Origin of the sequence: Aeromonas sp. 600276 (assembly GCF_049175815.1) — a bacterium.
Classification (GTDB): Bacteria; Pseudomonadota; Gammaproteobacteria; order Enterobacterales; family Aeromonadaceae; genus Aeromonas; species Aeromonas dhakensis.
Window position 1 is genome coordinate 53,177 of the sequence record NZ_JAAKVU010000011.1, and the last position, 16,755, is coordinate 69,931.

At 63.1% G+C, this 16,755-nt stretch carries 19 protein-coding genes; 9 read left to right on the top strand and 10 right to left on the bottom strand.

The window, feature by feature from the left end:
• The first annotated feature begins 33 nt into the window (after positions 1–33).
• Entirely contained in the window at positions 34–243 is a 210-nt protein-coding gene (locus G5134_RS12460; RefSeq protein WP_005302803.1) for a cold-shock protein, read from the top strand.
• Between the two features lie 120 nt (positions 244–363).
• Positions 364–669, top strand: a complete 306-nt coding sequence (locus G5134_RS12465) for a hypothetical protein (RefSeq protein ID WP_065016991.1) — start codon at positions 364–366, stop codon at positions 667–669.
• Here G5134_RS12465 and G5134_RS12470 read toward each other — a convergent pair.
• Positions 656–904, bottom strand: coding sequence for a TIGR02647 family protein (locus G5134_RS12470; RefSeq protein WP_005302794.1), 249 nt, complete (start codon positions 902–904; stop codon positions 656–658). The genes G5134_RS12465 and G5134_RS12470 overlap by 14 nt on opposite strands.
• A 248-nt stretch (positions 905–1,152) precedes the next feature.
• On the opposite strand from G5134_RS12470, the gene G5134_RS12475 reads away from it, so the two are divergent.
• Both G5134_RS12475 and G5134_RS12480 read left to right on the top strand, forming a co-directional pair.
• Complete coding sequence (locus G5134_RS12475) at positions 1,153–1,710, top strand: hypothetical protein (protein WP_065016992.1); 558 nt, start codon at positions 1,153–1,155, stop codon at positions 1,708–1,710.
• Between the two features lie 94 nt (positions 1,711–1,804).
• On the top strand, positions 1,805–2,197 hold the full coding sequence (locus G5134_RS12480) for a DUF2750 domain-containing protein (RefSeq protein ID WP_005302792.1): 393 nt from the start codon (positions 1,805–1,807) through the stop codon (positions 2,195–2,197).
• A 107-nt stretch (positions 2,198–2,304) separates the two neighbouring features.
• On the opposite strand, the gene G5134_RS12485 is transcribed toward G5134_RS12480, so the two are convergent.
• From G5134_RS12485 to G5134_RS12505, 5 genes are all read right to left on the bottom strand, one after another.
• On the bottom strand, positions 2,305–4,155 hold the full coding sequence (locus G5134_RS12485; protein WP_065016993.1) for an extracellular solute-binding protein: 1,851 nt from the start codon (positions 4,153–4,155) through the stop codon (positions 2,305–2,307).
• A 121-nt stretch (positions 4,156–4,276) separates the two neighbouring features.
• Positions 4,277–5,170: an EamA family transporter gene (locus G5134_RS12490; RefSeq protein WP_043169717.1), complete on the bottom strand. Its 894-nt coding sequence runs from the start codon at positions 5,168–5,170 to the stop codon at positions 4,277–4,279.
• A 128-nt stretch (positions 5,171–5,298) separates the two neighbouring features.
• On the bottom strand, positions 5,299–6,045 hold the full coding sequence (locus tag G5134_RS12495; RefSeq protein ID WP_421232044.1) for a DNA-binding transcriptional regulator YciT: 747 nt from the start codon (positions 6,043–6,045) through the stop codon (positions 5,299–5,301).
• 92 nt (positions 6,046–6,137) lie between these two features.
• Positions 6,138–8,570: a formate C-acetyltransferase/glycerol dehydratase family glycyl radical enzyme gene (locus tag G5134_RS12500; RefSeq protein WP_065016995.1), complete on the bottom strand. Its 2,433-nt coding sequence runs from the start codon at positions 8,568–8,570 to the stop codon at positions 6,138–6,140.
• Positions 8,571–8,632: 62 nt separating this feature from the next.
• On the bottom strand, positions 8,633–9,529 hold the full coding sequence (locus G5134_RS12505) for a glycyl-radical enzyme activating protein (protein WP_065016996.1): 897 nt from the start codon (positions 9,527–9,529) through the stop codon (positions 8,633–8,635).
• A gap of 128 nt (positions 9,530–9,657) precedes the next feature.
• On the opposite strand from G5134_RS12505, the gene fsa reads away from it, so the two are divergent.
• The gene (gene fsa / locus G5134_RS12510; RefSeq protein WP_065016997.1) at positions 9,658–10,308 is read left to right on the top strand and encodes a fructose-6-phosphate aldolase; all 651 of its coding nucleotides are present in this window, start codon (positions 9,658–9,660) and stop codon (positions 10,306–10,308) included.
• Positions 10,309–10,407: 99 nt separating this feature from the next.
• The gene (locus tag G5134_RS12515; protein WP_017783953.1) at positions 10,408–10,596 is read left to right on the top strand and encodes a hypothetical protein; all 189 of its coding nucleotides are present in this window, start codon (positions 10,408–10,410) and stop codon (positions 10,594–10,596) included.
• Here G5134_RS12515 and G5134_RS12520 read toward each other — a convergent pair.
• Complete coding sequence (locus G5134_RS12520; RefSeq protein WP_017765631.1) at positions 10,593–11,789, bottom strand: HD-GYP domain-containing protein; 1,197 nt, start codon at positions 11,787–11,789, stop codon at positions 10,593–10,595. The genes G5134_RS12515 and G5134_RS12520 overlap by 4 nt on opposite strands.
• Positions 11,790–11,962: 173 nt before the next feature.
• Here G5134_RS12520 and rsuA point away from each other — a divergent pair, with 173 nt between their 5' ends.
• A complete protein-coding gene (rsuA, locus tag G5134_RS12525) occupies positions 11,963–12,655 on the top strand; it encodes a 16S rRNA pseudouridine(516) synthase RsuA (protein ID WP_017765630.1) in 693 nt (230 codons plus the stop codon).
• A gap of 10 nt (positions 12,656–12,665) precedes the next feature.
• Here the strand turns inward: rsuA and G5134_RS12530 are convergent, their stop codons facing one another.
• Positions 12,666–13,565, bottom strand: coding sequence for a DMT family transporter (locus G5134_RS12530; RefSeq protein WP_017786258.1), 900 nt, complete (start codon positions 13,563–13,565; stop codon positions 12,666–12,668).
• A 166-nt stretch (positions 13,566–13,731) separates the two neighbouring features.
• Here G5134_RS12530 and G5134_RS12535 point away from each other — a divergent pair, with 166 nt between their 5' ends.
• Both G5134_RS12535 and yfcE read left to right on the top strand, forming a co-directional pair.
• A complete protein-coding gene (locus G5134_RS12535) occupies positions 13,732–15,369 on the top strand; it encodes a peptide ABC transporter substrate-binding protein (RefSeq protein WP_065016998.1) in 1,638 nt (545 codons plus the stop codon).
• A 10-nt stretch (positions 15,370–15,379) separates the two neighbouring features.
• Complete coding sequence (gene yfcE, locus G5134_RS12540) at positions 15,380–15,922, top strand: phosphodiesterase (RefSeq protein ID WP_065016999.1); 543 nt, start codon at positions 15,380–15,382, stop codon at positions 15,920–15,922.
• Positions 15,923–15,978: 56 nt separating this feature from the next.
• Here the strand turns inward: yfcE and G5134_RS12545 are convergent, their stop codons facing one another.
• A complete protein-coding gene (locus tag G5134_RS12545; RefSeq protein WP_010633463.1) occupies positions 15,979–16,395 on the bottom strand; it encodes a flagella synthesis protein FlgN in 417 nt (138 codons plus the stop codon).
• The gene (flgM, locus tag G5134_RS12550) at positions 16,392–16,712 is read right to left on the bottom strand and encodes a flagellar biosynthesis anti-sigma factor FlgM (RefSeq protein ID WP_005302771.1); all 321 of its coding nucleotides are present in this window, start codon (positions 16,710–16,712) and stop codon (positions 16,392–16,394) included. The genes G5134_RS12545 and flgM overlap by 4 nt, the downstream gene beginning before the upstream one ends.
• Positions 16,713–16,755 lie beyond the last annotated feature (43 nt).

A 16,755-nucleotide genomic window follows, 5' to 3' on the forward strand; every position in this document is an offset into this window, starting at 1 on the left:
ATAAGTAATTATTTTGAATACAGGTTTAAAGATATGTCTAACATGATCACCGGTACCGTTAAGTTTTTCAACGAAACCAAAGGTTTTGGCTTCATCCAGCAAGAAAACGGCCCGGACGTTTTCGTTCACTTCAGCGCCATCCAAGGTAACGGCTTCCGTACCCTGGCTGAAGGTCAGCGCGTACAGTTCTCCGTGACCCAAGGTCAAAAAGGCCCGCAGGCTGAGAACGTAACTGCTCTGTAATTCTTACAGAATTTAAGAAAGCCGTGGTGCCTTTGGGTTCCACGGCTTTTTGTTTATGGGCGCTTTTCACCGTCCGTCGGTGGGAGGCGTGACCTTCTACTTCTGCATGTTGTGCCGACTATGCTGCCATCCCTTCTGCTCGCCACCACTCTGATAGCCTCCACCGATAAACAGGGGCCGAACCTCGTTGAGAAAGAGGCCATGACCGTGTGCCAGCAGTTTGTGCAGGTGCGGGTGGGCGCTGGCAGGCTCCCGGACGAGATCAGGGCGCAGTCGTTGCCGCAACGGGCGGGGGAGTGGATGGTCGATGGCAAGATAAAAGGACCCGAAGGTCCTTTGCTGTTTGCCTGTCTGTTGCGTCAAGGGAAACGCTGGGAGCTGCTCAACTTTTCGCTGTGGGCTCCCAAGGCGGTCAAAGCGGTTTGAGTGCCACCAGCAGGTGCTGCAGGTGCTCGACCATGGTCATGCCGAATGGTGTCAGATAGCCGCCATCTTCCGCGCTGATGAGTCCCTGCTGGTGCAGGCGAACAGCCGCCTGGCAGAGTTCGTCGGACATGTCGCTGCGCAACTTGATCCCCAGGCTCATGTTGGCCGGATCAAAGCATGCCAGTATTTTCAAATCGTTTACAAACTCGCTGGAAACCTGGTCGATCCCGATCATGAATGCACTCCTTACGCTAAAGATGTATGCAAACTAGCACTCCCGGATCCACTTTAGTGGGCGCTGGCTCAAACTATTGGGCTTTCTCTCTCCCTGGCGTGCTCGAACGCTGCTTTTTTGGCCGTCATCTGGTGAATAAATTGAGAATTGTTTGAGTCCGGCTTTGCGGCGCCAAACATGATAGGATAGGGCTTCCTTTGTCTATCTGGCTGATATTGTCTGTCGGCCCCCGGTTCAAGGCGCATTCCATGGTCAAGATCACACTGGTATCCCTGCTGCACACCCTGGGTTCCCGTTTTTCCGTCTACCCGGTCTCTCTGCTGTTGCCGCTGCTCGAACAACATGAAGGGGATCTCTGGCTACCCGCCTGCAAGGGGGCTGATGTCGCCGCCCTGCGCCAGCATGGCAAGGGCGCAACCGCCCAGAGCCTGGCGCCGCTGACGGCGGCCTGGTGTGACTTCGCGATCGGTGAAGAGGGGGCGACGCCTGAGCTGGACGCGCTGGCCAACTACGACAGCGAGATGATGGACAACCTGCAGATGTACTGGCACAGCCCGGCCAAGATCAACAGCCCGATCACCGACAACCTGTTCGAGCTGCGCCGCGAGGTGGTGGAAGAGGCTCATGGCGGCAAGCTGGCCGATGCCTGGGACAGCGCGCAGCAGGCTCGTCTTGCACAGATCCTGGCGGGGGCGAGGGCCGGTCGGGATCAGCTCTGCTTCGTCGAAGTGGAGGCGGCCTACTGGCTGCGCCAGCGCCTTGGCGAGATGGCGGAGATCGACCTGGTGACTCCTGAGCTCGGGTGAACCGGCCCAAAAATCGGTGACCGATCTCTCATACTGGACAAGGCGCCGGCAAGATGTGAACATGGCGCCCTTTATTGCACAAGAGACTTGACCGATGAGCTATGAACTGAGCGATACCGAGCGCAATGCAGCGCTGCAACTGAACGCGGACTACCGCTTTGATCACTTCATCAGCAAGCTGGTCGAGCACGAAGAGCTGTTCGTTCTGACCGACGAGCACGGTGTCATGATGCTGACCACCGACGATGAAGACTGCATCCCGGTATGGCCGCACCCGGAGTACGCCAAGGCGTGGGCCGAAGGGGAGTGGGCCGACTGCAAGCCGCAGTCCATCACCCTCAAGGTGTGGCTGGAGCGCTGGATTGACGGCATGGAGCAGGATGAGCTGTGCGTGGCCGTCTTCCCGACGCCGGATCAGGAAGGTATCGTGCTGGAGCCGGCCGACGTGGCCGACGCCATCGCCCAGAAGCAGGCCAAGCGCGGCTAAGCGCCTTCTGCCTCAGCGAGCAACCCAGGTTGCAAAAAAGACCCCGCCACTGTGCGGGGTCTTTTTGTTGATGGCCTTGGCACACCCTGGCAGAGAAGCAGGTTGCCCTATTTCTGCTGATAGGTGGTGTCAACCAGGGTGACGGGCGGGAAGGGCTGGCCTGCCTTGATGGCGGCCCGGGTCTGCGCCTTGGTCTCTTCATCAATCCAGAATAGGCCGCCGTAGCTGTAGCCACTGTTGCTGCCGTCCAGCGGCCAGTAGAGCAGTTCACTCTTGGGCGTCGCCGGCAACTTGGGCAGTTTTATCCAGCGCCAGGCCCCTTCCCGGGTGTAGGGCACCTGATAGGCGGGCACGAAGCTGGCCAGTTCATAGAGCCGCTGCTGGATCTGGCGCGACAGCGCCGCCTTTTTGGCGAAGTCGAACTCCTTGTCGTACTGCTCCACCAGGGCTGTGATGGCGTCGTCATTTATGTTCATGATGTTGTTGGTCTGTGGCTTGTTGGCGTTGACCTTGTGGAAATATTCCCAGTAGGCGGGATAGCGGCTGGTGCTCCAGCCCATCCAGGCGCTCTGGTGTTTCTTCTCCAGCATCGACTTGAAGCCGGCCGAGGCATCCATCAGGTTGAGCTCGAGGTTGAGCCCCGCCTTCTTGGCCTCTTCGCGCAGCAGGGTGAGGCGCTGGGCGTGCTCCGCCGTGGTGTAGGTGATGCTCAGGGTCAGCGGCTGGCCCTTGTCGTTTTGCAGGGTACCGTCGGGGCCGGGCTTGGTGAAACCGGCCTTGGCGAAGTACTGGCGCGCCAGCTCGGGGTCAAACGGGCGGGCCTTGAGCGCCGTGTTGGTGAACTCCCCCTGGCCTGAGCCGTAGCTGTTGAGGCGTTGGTAATCCCCCCGCAGCAGGGTGGTGAGCATCTTGTCGAGGTTGAGGGCGTGCTGGATGCCGAGCCGCACATTGAGGTCGCGCAGCAGCGGATCGGCGGTGTTGAGATAGAGCCCCATGGGGGACTGGGGGGTCTGGTTGTAGAACCAGAGTCGCTCGATATAACCCTGCTCGAACTCAGGCGTCCTGGTCTTGTCGTGCCACCAGTTGGGCATGACCAGCGGGAAGGTATCCAGCTCGCCGCGCAGGAAGTGCTGCCAGGCGATGTTCTGATCCCTGAGCACCTTGAGCTCGATCCGGTCCGGGTTGAAACGGTGCTGGAAGTAGCGCTCGTCATTGCCCCACCAATCCTTGACCCGCTCGAAGGTGACCGACTTGCCCTTCTTCACCTCGCCAAGCTGGTAGGGGCCGGTCACCGGCAGCACCTTCCAGTTGTATTCCTTGACCCAGTCGGCGGTGATCTTGATGGCGTGGCTGGGGGCCGGGGTGAAGGGGAGGGATTCCAGCAGATCCTGGCGACTCTTGGCACTGCCGCTGGAGATGGCCAGGGTGTGGTCGTCAAACTTGGTGACGTCGCTTATCTGGGTGCTGTAGTAGTTGTTGTACCAGGGGTCGTTGATCTCCTTGCTGCGCAGCAGCTTGAGGGTGAACAGCCAGTCATCGGCGGTGACCGGTTGGCCGTCTGACCAGCGAGCCTTAGGGTTGATGCGCAGATAGAGGGTCTTGTGGTCGGCTCCGAAAGCCCATTCGTTGGCCAGCATGGGCATGGGATTGCCGGTGACGGGATGGGTGCTCAAGAGCGGCAGGTTGGTCTCCCGCACATAGCCAGCGAAGCCGCCGTTGGAGTCCGGACCGTACACCCGCAGGGTCAGCGGAAAACTGGTCATGAAGCCGCGAAAGGTGCCGCCTCGCTTGGCGGCCGGATCCGCGAACACCGGATCCGTGTTGTTGCTCTCCCACTTGAGGTCAGCCGGCAGGGTGGCGCTCCAGCCGTAGTGGCTCAGGCAGAGGGTCAGGGTGATGGCACTGGTGCGCAGAAGGCGCGGGATGATCCGGGGGCCGGCGGTGACTGTCGATGGCATGTCCTTGCTCTCCTGATGGCTGCGTCCTGCAGGCCATGTGTTGATGACGCGAGCCCCGTTGGGGGCTGGCTCATCATGAAAAGTTTCTCCGCCCCGGTCAATGGCGACGGATAAATAAGCGTCAGGCGGCGGTCTGCGATTTGAACCAGCGCAGCCGCCCGCCCAGCAGATGCACCACGAACCCCAGCAACACCAGGGCCGAGCCCAGCCACTGCAAGGGGGTGGGGTGCTCGTCCAGCAACAGGGCCGCCGCCACCATGCCGACGCAGGGCACCAGCAGGGAGAGGGGGGCCACCTGCGCCACCGGGTAGTGCATCAGCAGCCGTCCCCACAGGCCGTAGCCGAGCCAGGTGGCGACAAAGGAGAGATAGAGCACGCACAGGATCCCCTGCCAGCTGATGTTGAGCAGGCTGCTGGCCATCAGCTCAGGCCCTTCGAACAGCCAGGAGAGGGCGAAGAAGGGGAGGATGGGCACCAGCCCGCCCCAGGCGACCAGGCTTGGCAGAGAGGTCTTGTAACGCAGGCCGATCTGGCGATTGATGACATTGCCAAGGCCCCAGCAGGCGGCTGCGCAGAGGGTCAGCACGAAGCCGAGCAGGGTGAGATTGCCCTCGCCATGGGTGGCGATGAGGTAGAGCCCGGCCCCCGCCAGCGGCAGGGCCACCCAGTGGTGGGGCTGCCAGCGCTCACCCAGCCAGATCATGGCGAACAGCAGGGTAAACACCACCTGGGATTGCAGCACCAGCGAGGCCATGCCGGCCGGCATGCCGAACTTCATGGCGCAGAACAGAAAGGAGAACTGGCCGAGGCTGATGGCTCCGCCGTAGGCCAGCAGCCAGCGCCACGGCATGGCGGGTCTGGGGACCAGCAGGATGGCGGGAAAGACCACCCCGACGAAGCGCAGTGCCCCCAGCAGCAGCGGCGGGATCCCCTCCAGCCCCCACTTGATGGCGACGAAGTTGAGCCCCCAGCAGAGGATGACCAGAGCGGCCAGAAACTTGTCCTTGGTGTGCATGTCACGTCCTTGAAAGAGTGGCCCTTGCCAGGCGGTGGCCAAAAGAGGACGAGCATACCCTCGTCTGGGTGGGCGCCGTCAAGCCGCCAGGCGGGGGAGCAACCCGGTAACAGGCGGCAAGGTGTGATTCAGGCGGCGACGCAGTGCACTGTGATGCCGCGTGCGGTCAGGGTGGCCCGCATGGGGGCGGGCAGGGCGTCGTCGGTGACCAGCACGCCGATCTGCCCTGGCGTGCCGAGCGGACTTGGGTGGATGGCGCCGAACTTGCTGCTGTCGGTGATGACCACATTGGTCACCCCCTTGGCCAGCACGCTGTTGACCACGTCCGCCCGCATCATGTCGCGGCCGGTGAAGCCCACCTCGGGATGAAAGCCGTCCACCCCGATGAAGGCCTTGGAGAAGTGCACCTGCTCGATGCACAGCCGGGTCAGCGGCCCTACCACGCTCTCGCTCTGATGCTGGAACAGGCCGCCGAGCAGCACCACCTGGGCCTGGGTGTCCCGCAGCAGGTGGGCAATATAGCTGCTGATGGTGATGATGGTGACTCGCTTGTGCAGGGTCAGATGACGGGCCAGCAGGGCGTTGGCGCTGCCTCCCTCGATAAAGACCGTCTCGCCATCCTCCACCAGCTGGGCGGCGCGCTCGGCGAGGCGCTCCTTGAGCAGATAGTTGATGTTCATCCGGGCGTCGGGGTCGTCGCTTTCCAGCGCCATGGCCGAGCCGTGCACCCGCTTGAGCAGCCCCTGTTTTTCGAGGGCGGTCAGGTCGTTGCGCACCGTCACCTCCGAGACCCCGGTACGTTGGGAGAGCTCGCTCACGCTCATCTTGCGGGCCTGATGGACCAGGGTGAGGATCAGTTGGTGGCGTGGGTTCATGGGACCTCGCTGGCTGGCAGTGGATAGCGGCAAGCCACCTCGCGGGTGGCTTGCCGGTCATAATGGGGCACAGCTGCCCCTGGTGGGGCCCGTCAGAGACTGTGCTCGGTGCGGGCGATGATATCATCTTGCGCATCGGGGGATAAGGCGGTGAAGAAGGCCGAATAGCCCGCCACCCGCACCACCAGATCCCGATACTGGTCGGGATGGGCCTTGGCGGCCAGCAGGGTTTCCCGCGAGACGATGTTGTACTGCACGTGCCACCCCTTGTGTACCTCGAAGAAGGTGCGCAGCAGGCTCATCAGCTTGGCCTTGTCCCGCTCGCTCTCGAGGCTGGCCGGGCTCAGCTTCTGGTTGAGCAGCACGCCGCCGAGGATGGCCGGGGTGGGCAGCTTGCCGAGGGAGTTGAACACCGCCGTGGGGCCGAGGCGATCCGAGCCCGACGCTGGGCTGGCCCCTTCCGCCAGCGGGGTGCGAGCGTGGCGGCCATCCGGGGTGGCCATGGTGGCCGCACCGAACGGCACGTTGGCCGAGATGGAGGAGGTACCCGCATAGTAGGTGCCGCCGATGGGGCCGCGGCCGAAACGGGTGTTGTGCAGCCCCTTGAGCTCGTCGATGTAGCTCTGGTAGGCCTGCACCAGCAGCAGGTCGACCTCGTCCAGATCGTTGCCATATTTGGGAGCTGCATTGGTGAGGCGCTGGCGCAGCTGCTCGCCCTCAAGCCCGGCAAAATCCTGCTCGAGCGCTTCGGCCAGCTCACGCTGATCCACCACCCCCTGCTCGAACACCAGTTTCTTCAGCGCCGCCAGGCTGTTGCCCAGGTTGGCGATCCCCACCTGCAGGCCGGAGACCCAGTCATAGACGGCGCCCCCCTGCTTGATGGTCTTGCTGCGCTCGATGCAGTCATCCACCAGGGCGCTGCAGAGGATGTCGTGGGCCTGGGCCTCCAGCACGCTGTCGACCACGCAGTCGATCTCGATGGACTTGCGGGTGAAGTAGCGCACCTGCTCGTCCCAGCGGGCTATCACCTCATCGAAGTGGCCGAACGAGCCTGCCTGCAGCGACTGGGGCTGGGGCAGGAAGACCTTGCCGGTGGTGGCATCGCGGCCGCCATCGAGCGCTGCCAGCAGGATGCGGGCGAAGTTGATGAAGCTCATGCCGGTGCAGCGATAGCCCCACTTGCCGGGCACCGCGGTTTCGATGCAGCCGATGGCGGCGTAGTGGTGGGCATCCTCCTCGCTCACCCCGAGCTTGATGAACTCGGGGATCACCACCTCGTCGTTGTTGAAGGCGGGCATGCCGAAGCCGCAGCGGATCACCTGGATGCAGGCGTCGAGGAAATCCTCGCTCATGCCGGCGTGGTAGCGCACCGAGAGGTTGGGCTGGGTCGAGCGCAGCTGGCCGCAGGACTCCAGAATCGCGTAGGAGAGGCCGTTGACCGCGTCGTGGGCCTTGCCATTGCGCCAATTTTGGCCGCCGATGGTGACGTTTTGATAGAGCGGACTGCCGGCGGAGGCCTTGGAGTGGGTGCCGGAGCGGATCTTGTTCACCTCCAGCAGCTTGAGCCAGCACCCTTGCAGCAGTTCGATGGCGCGGGTGCGCGGCAGGGATTCCGACAATTCCACCTCGCGGCGATACCAGGGGTAGAGGTACTGGTCCATCCGGCCAAACGACACCGAGTGGCCGTTGGACTCGATCTGCAGGATGAGCTGGATGAAGTAGCACAGCTGCAGCGCCTGCCAGAAGGTCTCGGGGGGCTGGTGGGCGATACGGGCGCAGTTGAGGGCGATGGTCTCAAGCTCGCAGCGGCGCTCGGGGTGCGGCTCCTGCAGCGTCAGTTCGCGGGCCAGTGCGGCGTAACGCTCGATGTGCTGGCTGACGGCATCGAAGGTGATGGCGACGGCCTGCAGGAACTGCTCGCGCTGCAGATCGGCCCAGTCAGCCAGATCGAGCCGGCCGCGCCGCTCGGCCACCCTGGCCTTGAGGCCGTCGAGACCGAGGGCAAGCAGCTGCTCGTAGTTGACCGCGAGGTGGGCATCCCCCGAGGTCATGTTGCCCTCGGCCTTGATGATGCCGCTCTCCAGCAGCCCCTTCTGCTCGTCGGTAAAGAGGCCGTAGCAGCGATCCTGCACCGTCTGGCCGCGCCAGAAGGGGGTGAGGGCGTGGATGGCCAGCTTGTCCGCCTCGCTCACCGCAAAGCCGGCGCCGGGGCGATCCGCCAGCTCGTCGAGCTCCTTCTCGATCCAGCCCACCGTGTATTCGGGAAAGAGCGGCGCCGCCCGCACCTGACTCGCCTGGTTGCCGACGATGAGCTCGTCGTGCTTGATCCAGATGGTGCGCTCCTTGAGGTGGTGGGCCAGCGCCAGGGCACGGCGCACCGGCAGCGGCCTTGCCAGGTGGGCCTGATAGGCCTCTGTATAGTGGCGGGCACGTTCGGTGCAGACCGGCGGCTGGACGATGTGGATCAGGCTCTCCTTGTGGGCACGGATCCGCGGGGGCAGGGTGGTGAGGTCGAGCTGGGTCATGGTCTTATCCTCTGGTCATAGGACGGTGAGTTGACGGTCAGTGGCGGATGTCATGGGTATTGCTAGCCCCGGGTGAGCGGGGTCAGCCCCTGTGCTCGGGCACACTCATGGGCAAAGGCAAGCAGTGCCGGGTCATCGAGCGGCTGCAGGGGGGCCTGGTAGGGTTGGTCGAGCAGGGCGTATTTGCCCGCGCCCAGGGTGTGGTAGGGGAGAAAGTGGATCTCCTGCACCGTACCGAGGCTGGCGGCGACCTGGGTGATGGCCTCGATGGAGGCGTGGTCGGCATTGAAGCCGGGGATGAGCGGCACCCGGATCTGCATGGCCACGCCGCGCTCGGCCAGCCGCTTGAGGTTGGCCAGGGGCAGGGCGGCCTTGCCGCGGGTCCAGTCGAAGAAGCGCTTCTCATCCACCTGCTTGAGATCTGCCAGCAGCAGGTCGAGGTGGGGGAGGCTGGGTTCAATCTGGTGCCAGGGCACGTGCAGGCAACTTTCCACCGCGGTATGCAGCCCCTCGGCCTTGCAGCGGGCCAGCAGGTTGGCGGCAAATTCAGGCTGCATGAAGGGCTCGCCGCCGGAGAGGGTAACCCCGCCGCCGCTGCGCTCGAAGAAGGGGCGATCCCGCAGGATGGTGGCCATCAGGGTGTCCAGGCTCTCCTCCCGGCCGCACACCTGCAGCGCTTCGCTCGGGCAGAGGCCGCGCAGCCGTTCCACATCCTGATTGCCGAGGGTTGAGCGGGTGAGCTGGACACCCTGGCTGTCACGCAAGATTGCCGGACAGGCGTCGCTGCAGAGCCGGCATCCCTCGATGCATTGGCGCCGGTCGAGTAGTATGTCCAGCTTGGGAGAGCGGCTTTCCGGGTTTTGACACCAGCGACAGGCCAGCGAGCACCCCTTGAGAAACACCAGGGTGCGAATGCCGGGGCCATCGTGGGTTGAATAGCGTTGCAGGTCGAAAATCATACCGCCTCCTTTTGTTTTTGCATTCTATTTTCTTTCGTTCGAAGGTTTATTTGATTTTGATCAACTAAATTGCGGATGTTATCTCGCTAGAATGGTGACAGATTGCACATCCCCTTAAGGAGTCAGAGATGGAGCTTTATCTCGATACTGCCGATGTGGCTGCGGTGCGCTGCTGGTCACGGATCCTGCCGCTGGCCGGCGTCACCACCAATCCGTCCATTACCGCTGCCGGTGGCATGCCGCTGGCCGAGCTGCTGCCTGCCCTGCGGGAGGCGCTGGGGCCCAAGGCTCGGCTGTTTGCCCAGGTGATGGCCAAAACCGAGACCGAGATGGTGCGCGAGGCATTTGCCCTGCGTGAGCTGGACCGGGACCTGGTGATCAAGATCCCGGTATGTGAAGAAGGGCTGGCGGCCATCAAGACCCTGACGGCCAACGGGGTGCCAACCCTGGGCACGGCGGTCTATACCCCGCTGCAGGGCTGGCTGGCGGCGGTGGCGGGGGCCGAATACGTAGCGCCCTACGTCAACCGGCTGGATGCCCAGGGGGGCGATGGCATCGCCACCGTGCAGGAGCTGCAACAGCTGCTGGCGCTGCACGCGCCGCACAGCAAGGTGCTGGCAGCCTCCTTCCGCACCCCGCGCCAGGCCCTCGACTGCCTGCTGGCGGGTTGCCAGTCCATCACATTGCCGCTCGACGTGGCCGAACAGCTGCTGCGGGTGCCGGCGGTGGACGCGGCGCTGGCGAAGTTTGATCAGGATTGGCAGCGGGCGTTTGCCTGAGGCTGTTTGAAGGCAGGATGAAGGGGCGGTGGGCGGACTAAGCTAGAAGAGAGGGCCCGCTGTGGCGGGCCGGTATCTATGGCTGATCGGAGGTGCCCCATGAGCGACCATACCCTGCTGCCCCACGGTGAAGATCTGCGCCGCGCCGTGCGCTGGCTCAGCGAGCACCATCAACACGACATCCGGGCCATCGAAGAGGCCTGCATCCGCTTCGATCTGTCGCCGCTGGATGAGGAGTTCCTCATCCAGCACTGCACCGAGCGGTTGCGGGAAGGGGGCGCCAACTAGACGAAGTTGGCGAGGTTGATGCCGAACTCCTTGGGATCAACCGTGCTCTCGATGGTCTCCTGCACCCCGTTCTTGGCAAGATCCAGCCACTGCACCTCGAGGTAGTGGCGTTGGGTTCCGTGATAGATCACCTTCACCACCGGTTTGAGCGGTTCATGGGGATTGCGCTGCATGACGATGGCCAGCCGCTGGTTGGAGAGCTGCACCAGGGTACCCACCGGATAGACCCCCATGCACTTGATGAACTTGGTAACCAGTTCGGCATCGAAGTGGTGGTTGATCCCCTTGAGCAGAATGCGAAAGGCCTGGGTCGGCTGCATCCCCTGCTTGTAGACACGATCCGCGGTGACGGCGTCATAGACATCGACGATGCCGCTCATGCGGGTATAGAGCGAGAGCTGCTCGCCCTTGAGCCGCTGCGGGTAACCGGTGCCGTCGAGCCGTTCGTGATGGTTGGCGGCCACCTCCAGCATGGTGGCGGTGATGCCGGGGGTGTTGCTCAGGATCTCGTAGCTGTGCACCACGTGCTGGCGCATGACAGCGAACTCCTCGTCGGTGAGCTTGCCCGGCTTGTTGAGCACCTCGTCCGGGGTCATGATCTTGCCCACGTCGTGCAGCAGGCCGCCCAGGGTCAGCTCCTTGAGCACGCTGCGATCCAGGTCCAGATAACGGCCGAAGTTCGCCAGCAGGATGGCGACGTTCATGGAGTGCTCCATCAGGTAGGCATCCTTGGCGCGAATGCGGGCCAGACAGAGCATGGCGTCGCCGTGGGTGAACATGGTGTCCACCATCTCCTCGGCCACTGCCGCCAGCGGCGTGATGTCGATGGGCTCCCCCGCCTTGAGGTGGCGGATGAACTTGCCCTGCAACTCGCGAGCCTCCTGATAAAGCCGGCGGATCTTGAGCTCGCGCCCCTCGCCGTTGCCACTGCCGGAGGGACGTTGTGAGCTGGTCGCAGAGACGGCGGGTTGGGGGGAGATGACTTGTTCGATGCCGGGCAGCTTGCTGCGGGCGAGATCGACCCGCACCGTGAGTACGCCGCGCCTGACCAGATCGTTGATCTGCTGACGGGTGGTCACCAGCCCCATCTGGGCAATCTCCATGCCGCCGGTCTGGCTGGTAATGGCGATCACGTACATGCCGGGTTGCAGCTGGTTGACGGGGATAACGGGATGAGGAGTGTGCGACTTCATACGGCTTCCTGACATTATTATTATGCGTGACGTTAGGCCCTCTGTTGGCAGTCTAACACCGGCGCCGGGGTTCGTCATGGCGACATGCTGGCCGGCCTTGGCGCTTAGTGCTGGAGTTGTCGGCCCCGGCCGATATAATGACGCCCCTTTCTTGATGGACTCTGAGGTTGTGCATGCGGCTCGATAAATTTCTTTGCGATTGTTCCGACTTGACCCGCTCGCTGGCGGGCAAACTGATCCGGCAGGGAGAGGTGATGGTGGACGGCATCGTGGTCAAGCAGCCCGCCTTCCACATCAACGAGCAGAGCCAGATTGAATTCGACGGCGTCACCCTGACTCTGGATCAGCGCAACCGCTACTTCATGCTGCACAAGCCGGAAGGGTATGTCTGCTCCAACGAGGATCCGGATCACCCCACCGTCTTCTTCCTGATGGACGAGCCGGCCATGGGCAAGCTGCACGTGGTGGGGCGGCTCGATCTCGACACCACAGGTCTGGTACTGGTGACCGATGACGGCCAGTGGTCCCATCGCATCACCTCCCCCCGTCACGAGTGCGCCAAGACTTATCACGTCTGGCTGGCCGATCCGGTGAGCCCGGATGCCATTGCGCTGTTTGCCGAAGGGGTGCTGCTGCGCAGCGAGACCGAGAAGACCCGGCCGGCCCAGCTGGAGATCCTGGGGGAGTGCGAGGCGCGCCTCACCATCCACGAGGGCAAGTACCATCAGGTGAAGCGGATGTTTGCCGCCATCGGCAACAAGGTGGTGGGGCTGCACCGGGAGCGGGTGGGCGATCTGGTGCTGGACGACGATCTGGCGCCGGGCGAATATCGCGAGCTGACCGCCGACGAAATCGCCCGCTTCTGATCGCCAGGAGTCAGTGGCCGCTGGCTCCCAGCACCAGCACGGTCCCTAGGGTGGCCAGCAGGGTGCCGGCCCAGGCGGCGGCGGACGGCCGCTCGCCAGAGTGCCACCACAGCAGTGGCAGCAAGATGACGGGGGTGGTGGAGGAGAGGATGGCCACCATGCCCACATCCCCCTGTTTCAGGGCCACCAGGATCAGCGTCATGCCGAGCGCCATGGCGAGGAATCCGTTGAGGGCTATCATGCCGAAGATGCGACGGTTGATGGGATGCAGCGGCTTGCTCAGTGGCAGCCCGGTCATGCGCAGGGCGCAGTGAGCCAGCAGAGCGCTGCCCATCCTGACGCCGGAGGCGCTCACCGCATCGACGTCGCCGCCCATCATCACCGGTTTGGCGATGATGGCCCCCAGGCTCTGGCAGAGGGCGGCGGTCAGCCCCAGCGCGACCCCGGCTGCCAGGCTGCCCCGTATTTTTTCCCATTCGCTGCCGCTGCTGCGCCGACCAAACAGTATGGCCAGCATGACGCCGACAAACACCAGCATGGCGCCAGCCAGCCGGGAACCGGTCAACTGCTCGTTGAACAGCCAGAGCCCGAGCAGGGCGGAAAACAGGGCATGGCAAGAAAACAGCAGACCGCTGCGACGGGGGCCCAGCCGGTTCATGCAGGCGTAAAGGGCCGTATCGCCGATGAAGATGCCGATGAGGCCGGAGATGGCCAGCAGGGGGAGGGCGCTGCCCGAGAGAGTATGCCAGCCGCCGGTCAAGAGACTCATGCTGCCGAGCATCAGGCTGACCAGGCACATCCGCCAGCGGCTGTAGGCAAATGGCCCCAGATGACGAGCCGGTTTGACGGAAATCAGGGCCGCTACTGCCCATAAACTGGCCGCTGCCAGCGCCAGCCACTCATACCCCATAAAAACTCCTGAAAAAAATAGCCCGAGAGACTCCATCTCTTGGGCAAGCCCGATACAATACGGGGCGTCTTCGGGGATAACAAGCGCGGCATCATGCATTCGTATCTAGGCGCGCCGCCGGCCTTCCCCCTTTCCTGAAATAAGTGCATTGAACGAGGTTTATGTCATGGTTTACCGCTTAGTACGCCGGCCGGCACCACGCTGGCTCTCCCCCTTGCTGCTGGGGCTGCTGCTGACCCCGCCGCTGCAGGCGACCACGGTATCCCAGGATCCCGCATTGTCGGATCGCCAGACCCTGGTCAAGGGCAATGGCGCCGAGCCCGAATCCCTCGACCCGGCCCAGATCCGCTCCGGCTTCCCCGGTGAAGTGGTGCTGGTGGACCTGTTTGAAGGGTTGGTGAGCGAGGATGGTCAGGGCCGGATCGTACCGGCCCAGGCCCAGCGCTGGGAGACCAGTGCAGACGGACTGGTCTGGCGTTTCTTCCTGCGCCCGCAGCTCAAGTGGTCCAACGGCGAGCCGCTCACCGCCACCGATTTCGTCTATGCCTGGCGTCGTCTGCTGGACCCCGCCCAGGCTTCCCCCTCTGCCGGCCTGCTACTGGCAACCGGCATCAACAATGCCCAGTCCATCTACGCCGGTGCGCTCGATCTCAACACCCTGGGGGTGGAAGCCGAGAGCGAGCAGATCCTGAAAGTGACGCTGGAGCGGCCGATTCCCTACTTCCTGCAACTGATAAGCCAACGCCCCTTCGTGCCGGTCAACGAGAAGGCCATCAGCCAGTTCGGCAAGCAGTGGACCCAGCCCGGCAAGCTGGTCAGCAACGGCGCCTACAAGCTGGTGAACTGGGTACCGAACGAGCGCATCGAGGCGGAGCGCAACGTGCAGTACTGGGATGATGCCCATACCCGGATCCAGCGGGTGACCTATCTGCCGCTCGCCTCCCAGCATGCCGAGCGGCTGCGCTACGAGGCGGGGGAGATCCAGCTCACCAACAAGGTGGCGCTGGAGTATTACCAGAAAACCAGGGAGGCAACCCCCGAGCGGATCTGGGGTCTGCCGCTGCTGGGCACCTACCTCTACACCTTCAACCTGCGCCGCCCCGAGCTGCAGGACGTGCGGGTGCGCCAGGCACTGGCCATGACCATCGATCGTCACCTGTTGACCGAGAAGGTCAGCGGGCAGGGTGAGCAACCCGCCTGGTCGTTGCTGCCCGGCATGCCGGGCTATGAGGCGCTGAGTTCCCCCCTGGCCCTGCAGGATCAGCCGACCCGGTTGGCTAAGGCGGCGGCGCTGCTGGCCCAGGCGGGCTATGACAGCCAACATCCCCTCAAGTTGACGCTCACCTACAACACCTCTGAGAATCACAAGAAGCTGGCGCTGGCCGTCGCAGCCATGTGGAAGCCGCTGGGGGTCGAAGTGACGCTCAACAACATGGAGTGGAATGCCTATCAGGTGGCCAAAGACAGCGGCGATTTCATGCTGGCCCGATCCTTCCTGTTCGGGGATTACGTGGAGCCCTCAGCCATGCTCAACAGCTTCCGCTGCCAGGATCCCCAGAACGAGAGCGGTTACTGCAACCCCGCCTTCGACGGCCTGCTGCAACAGGCGGCCGATACCCTGGATGGCAATGCCAGGAGCGGGATCTACCACCAGGCCGAGCAGTTGCTGATGGACGAGATGCCGGTCATTCCCGTCTATCACTACAACCAGATGCGACTGGTGGATCCCACCCTGCGCGGCCTGCCGGTGCAGAACCTGAAGGGGGCGATCGCCACCAAGGATCTCTACTTCAGCCAGCAGTAAGGAGCTTGCCATGAAGATTGCCATTCTTTCCGACCTGCACGGCAGCCTGAGCTCGCTGGAGCAGGTGCTCGACCAGCTTGCCCCCTGGCAGCCGGATCACTATCTGCTGCTCGGTGATCTGCTCAATCACGGCCCGCGTAACCCGGTGCCACCTGGCTATGCTCCCGCGGCCGTGGCCGAGCGGCTCAACGGGCTGGCCTCCCGCATCATGGCGGTGCGTGGCAACTGTGATTCGGAAGTGGATCAGATGCTGCTGGATTTCCCCATCACCGCCCCTTACAACCAGCTGCTGGTGGATGGCCGGCGCTGGTTCGTCAGTCATGGGCATCTCTATCAGCCTGCAGCGGTGCCGCTGCCTGCCGGCAGTCTGTTCATCAGCGGCCACACTCATCTGCCCGTGCTGCAGCGGGAAGGGGAGCTGGTGTTGATGAACCCGGGATCCATCTGTTTTCCACGCGGCAACCTGGCGGCAAGTTATGGCCGCTACGAGGATGGGTTGCTTGGCATTCACGCCTGTGCGGACAGCGAAGTGCTGTTGCAGCTGGCGCTGTAAAAAAGAGAAGGGGGATGGTTGTGCTGCGGGGCAGCCTGTCGTCGTAACGGGGGAGGTCAGGCCTTGATGCCGATGGAGCGGGTACCGGAGCGGGTATTGCCCTTGGCGTCATAGGTCAGGGAGTTGCGATCCCGCAGCTTGCTCAGGTAGCTGGCCAGCCGGCGGTTGGAGACGATGCTGAGCTCGAGCAGGCGCCCGTTCAGATCGTTCTGTTCCTGGCAGGCATCGAGTTTCTCACGCAGTACCCGCATCTGCTCGGGATAGGCATTCAGTTGCTGTTTCAGGTCGGGCAGCAGGGCCATGGCCTTGTCCAGCTCTTCAATATCGGCAAGCAGCTTCTGCTTGCGCTCTGCCAGCTCGGGCAGCGCCAGTGCCTGGTGCTGCTTGAGCAGGTTGAACTCCTCCTCCAGCAAGCCCTGCATCTGGGAGAGGTAGTCGTCTTGGGTGTGCAGCAGCGAAGGTAAATCCATCATCCCAGCAACTTGTCGAGGTTGGATTCAAAACTGAACATCTTCTTGGCCACAGCTTCGCTGTCGACCCGATATTCACCATTGGCCACGGCTTTCTTCAGGCTCTCGACCCGGCTTTCATTGCCGGTGGAGGCTGAGTTGAGGTTCTTCTGCATCTGTTGCAATTGCTGCGCCTCGCTGGTCAGAGAGACGGAGTCGGTCTTGACGGCCGCCGCACGGTTGTCGGAGGACGAGGTCGCTGGTTTGGTGCTGGCACCCTGGCTGCTACCGGTATTTTGCAACCGATTGTTCGCCAAGTTGTTGATATTGTTAATAGCCATAGTGTTTACCTTCGCCTGCTTTGCTGTTCGCTTACCTGTTTAT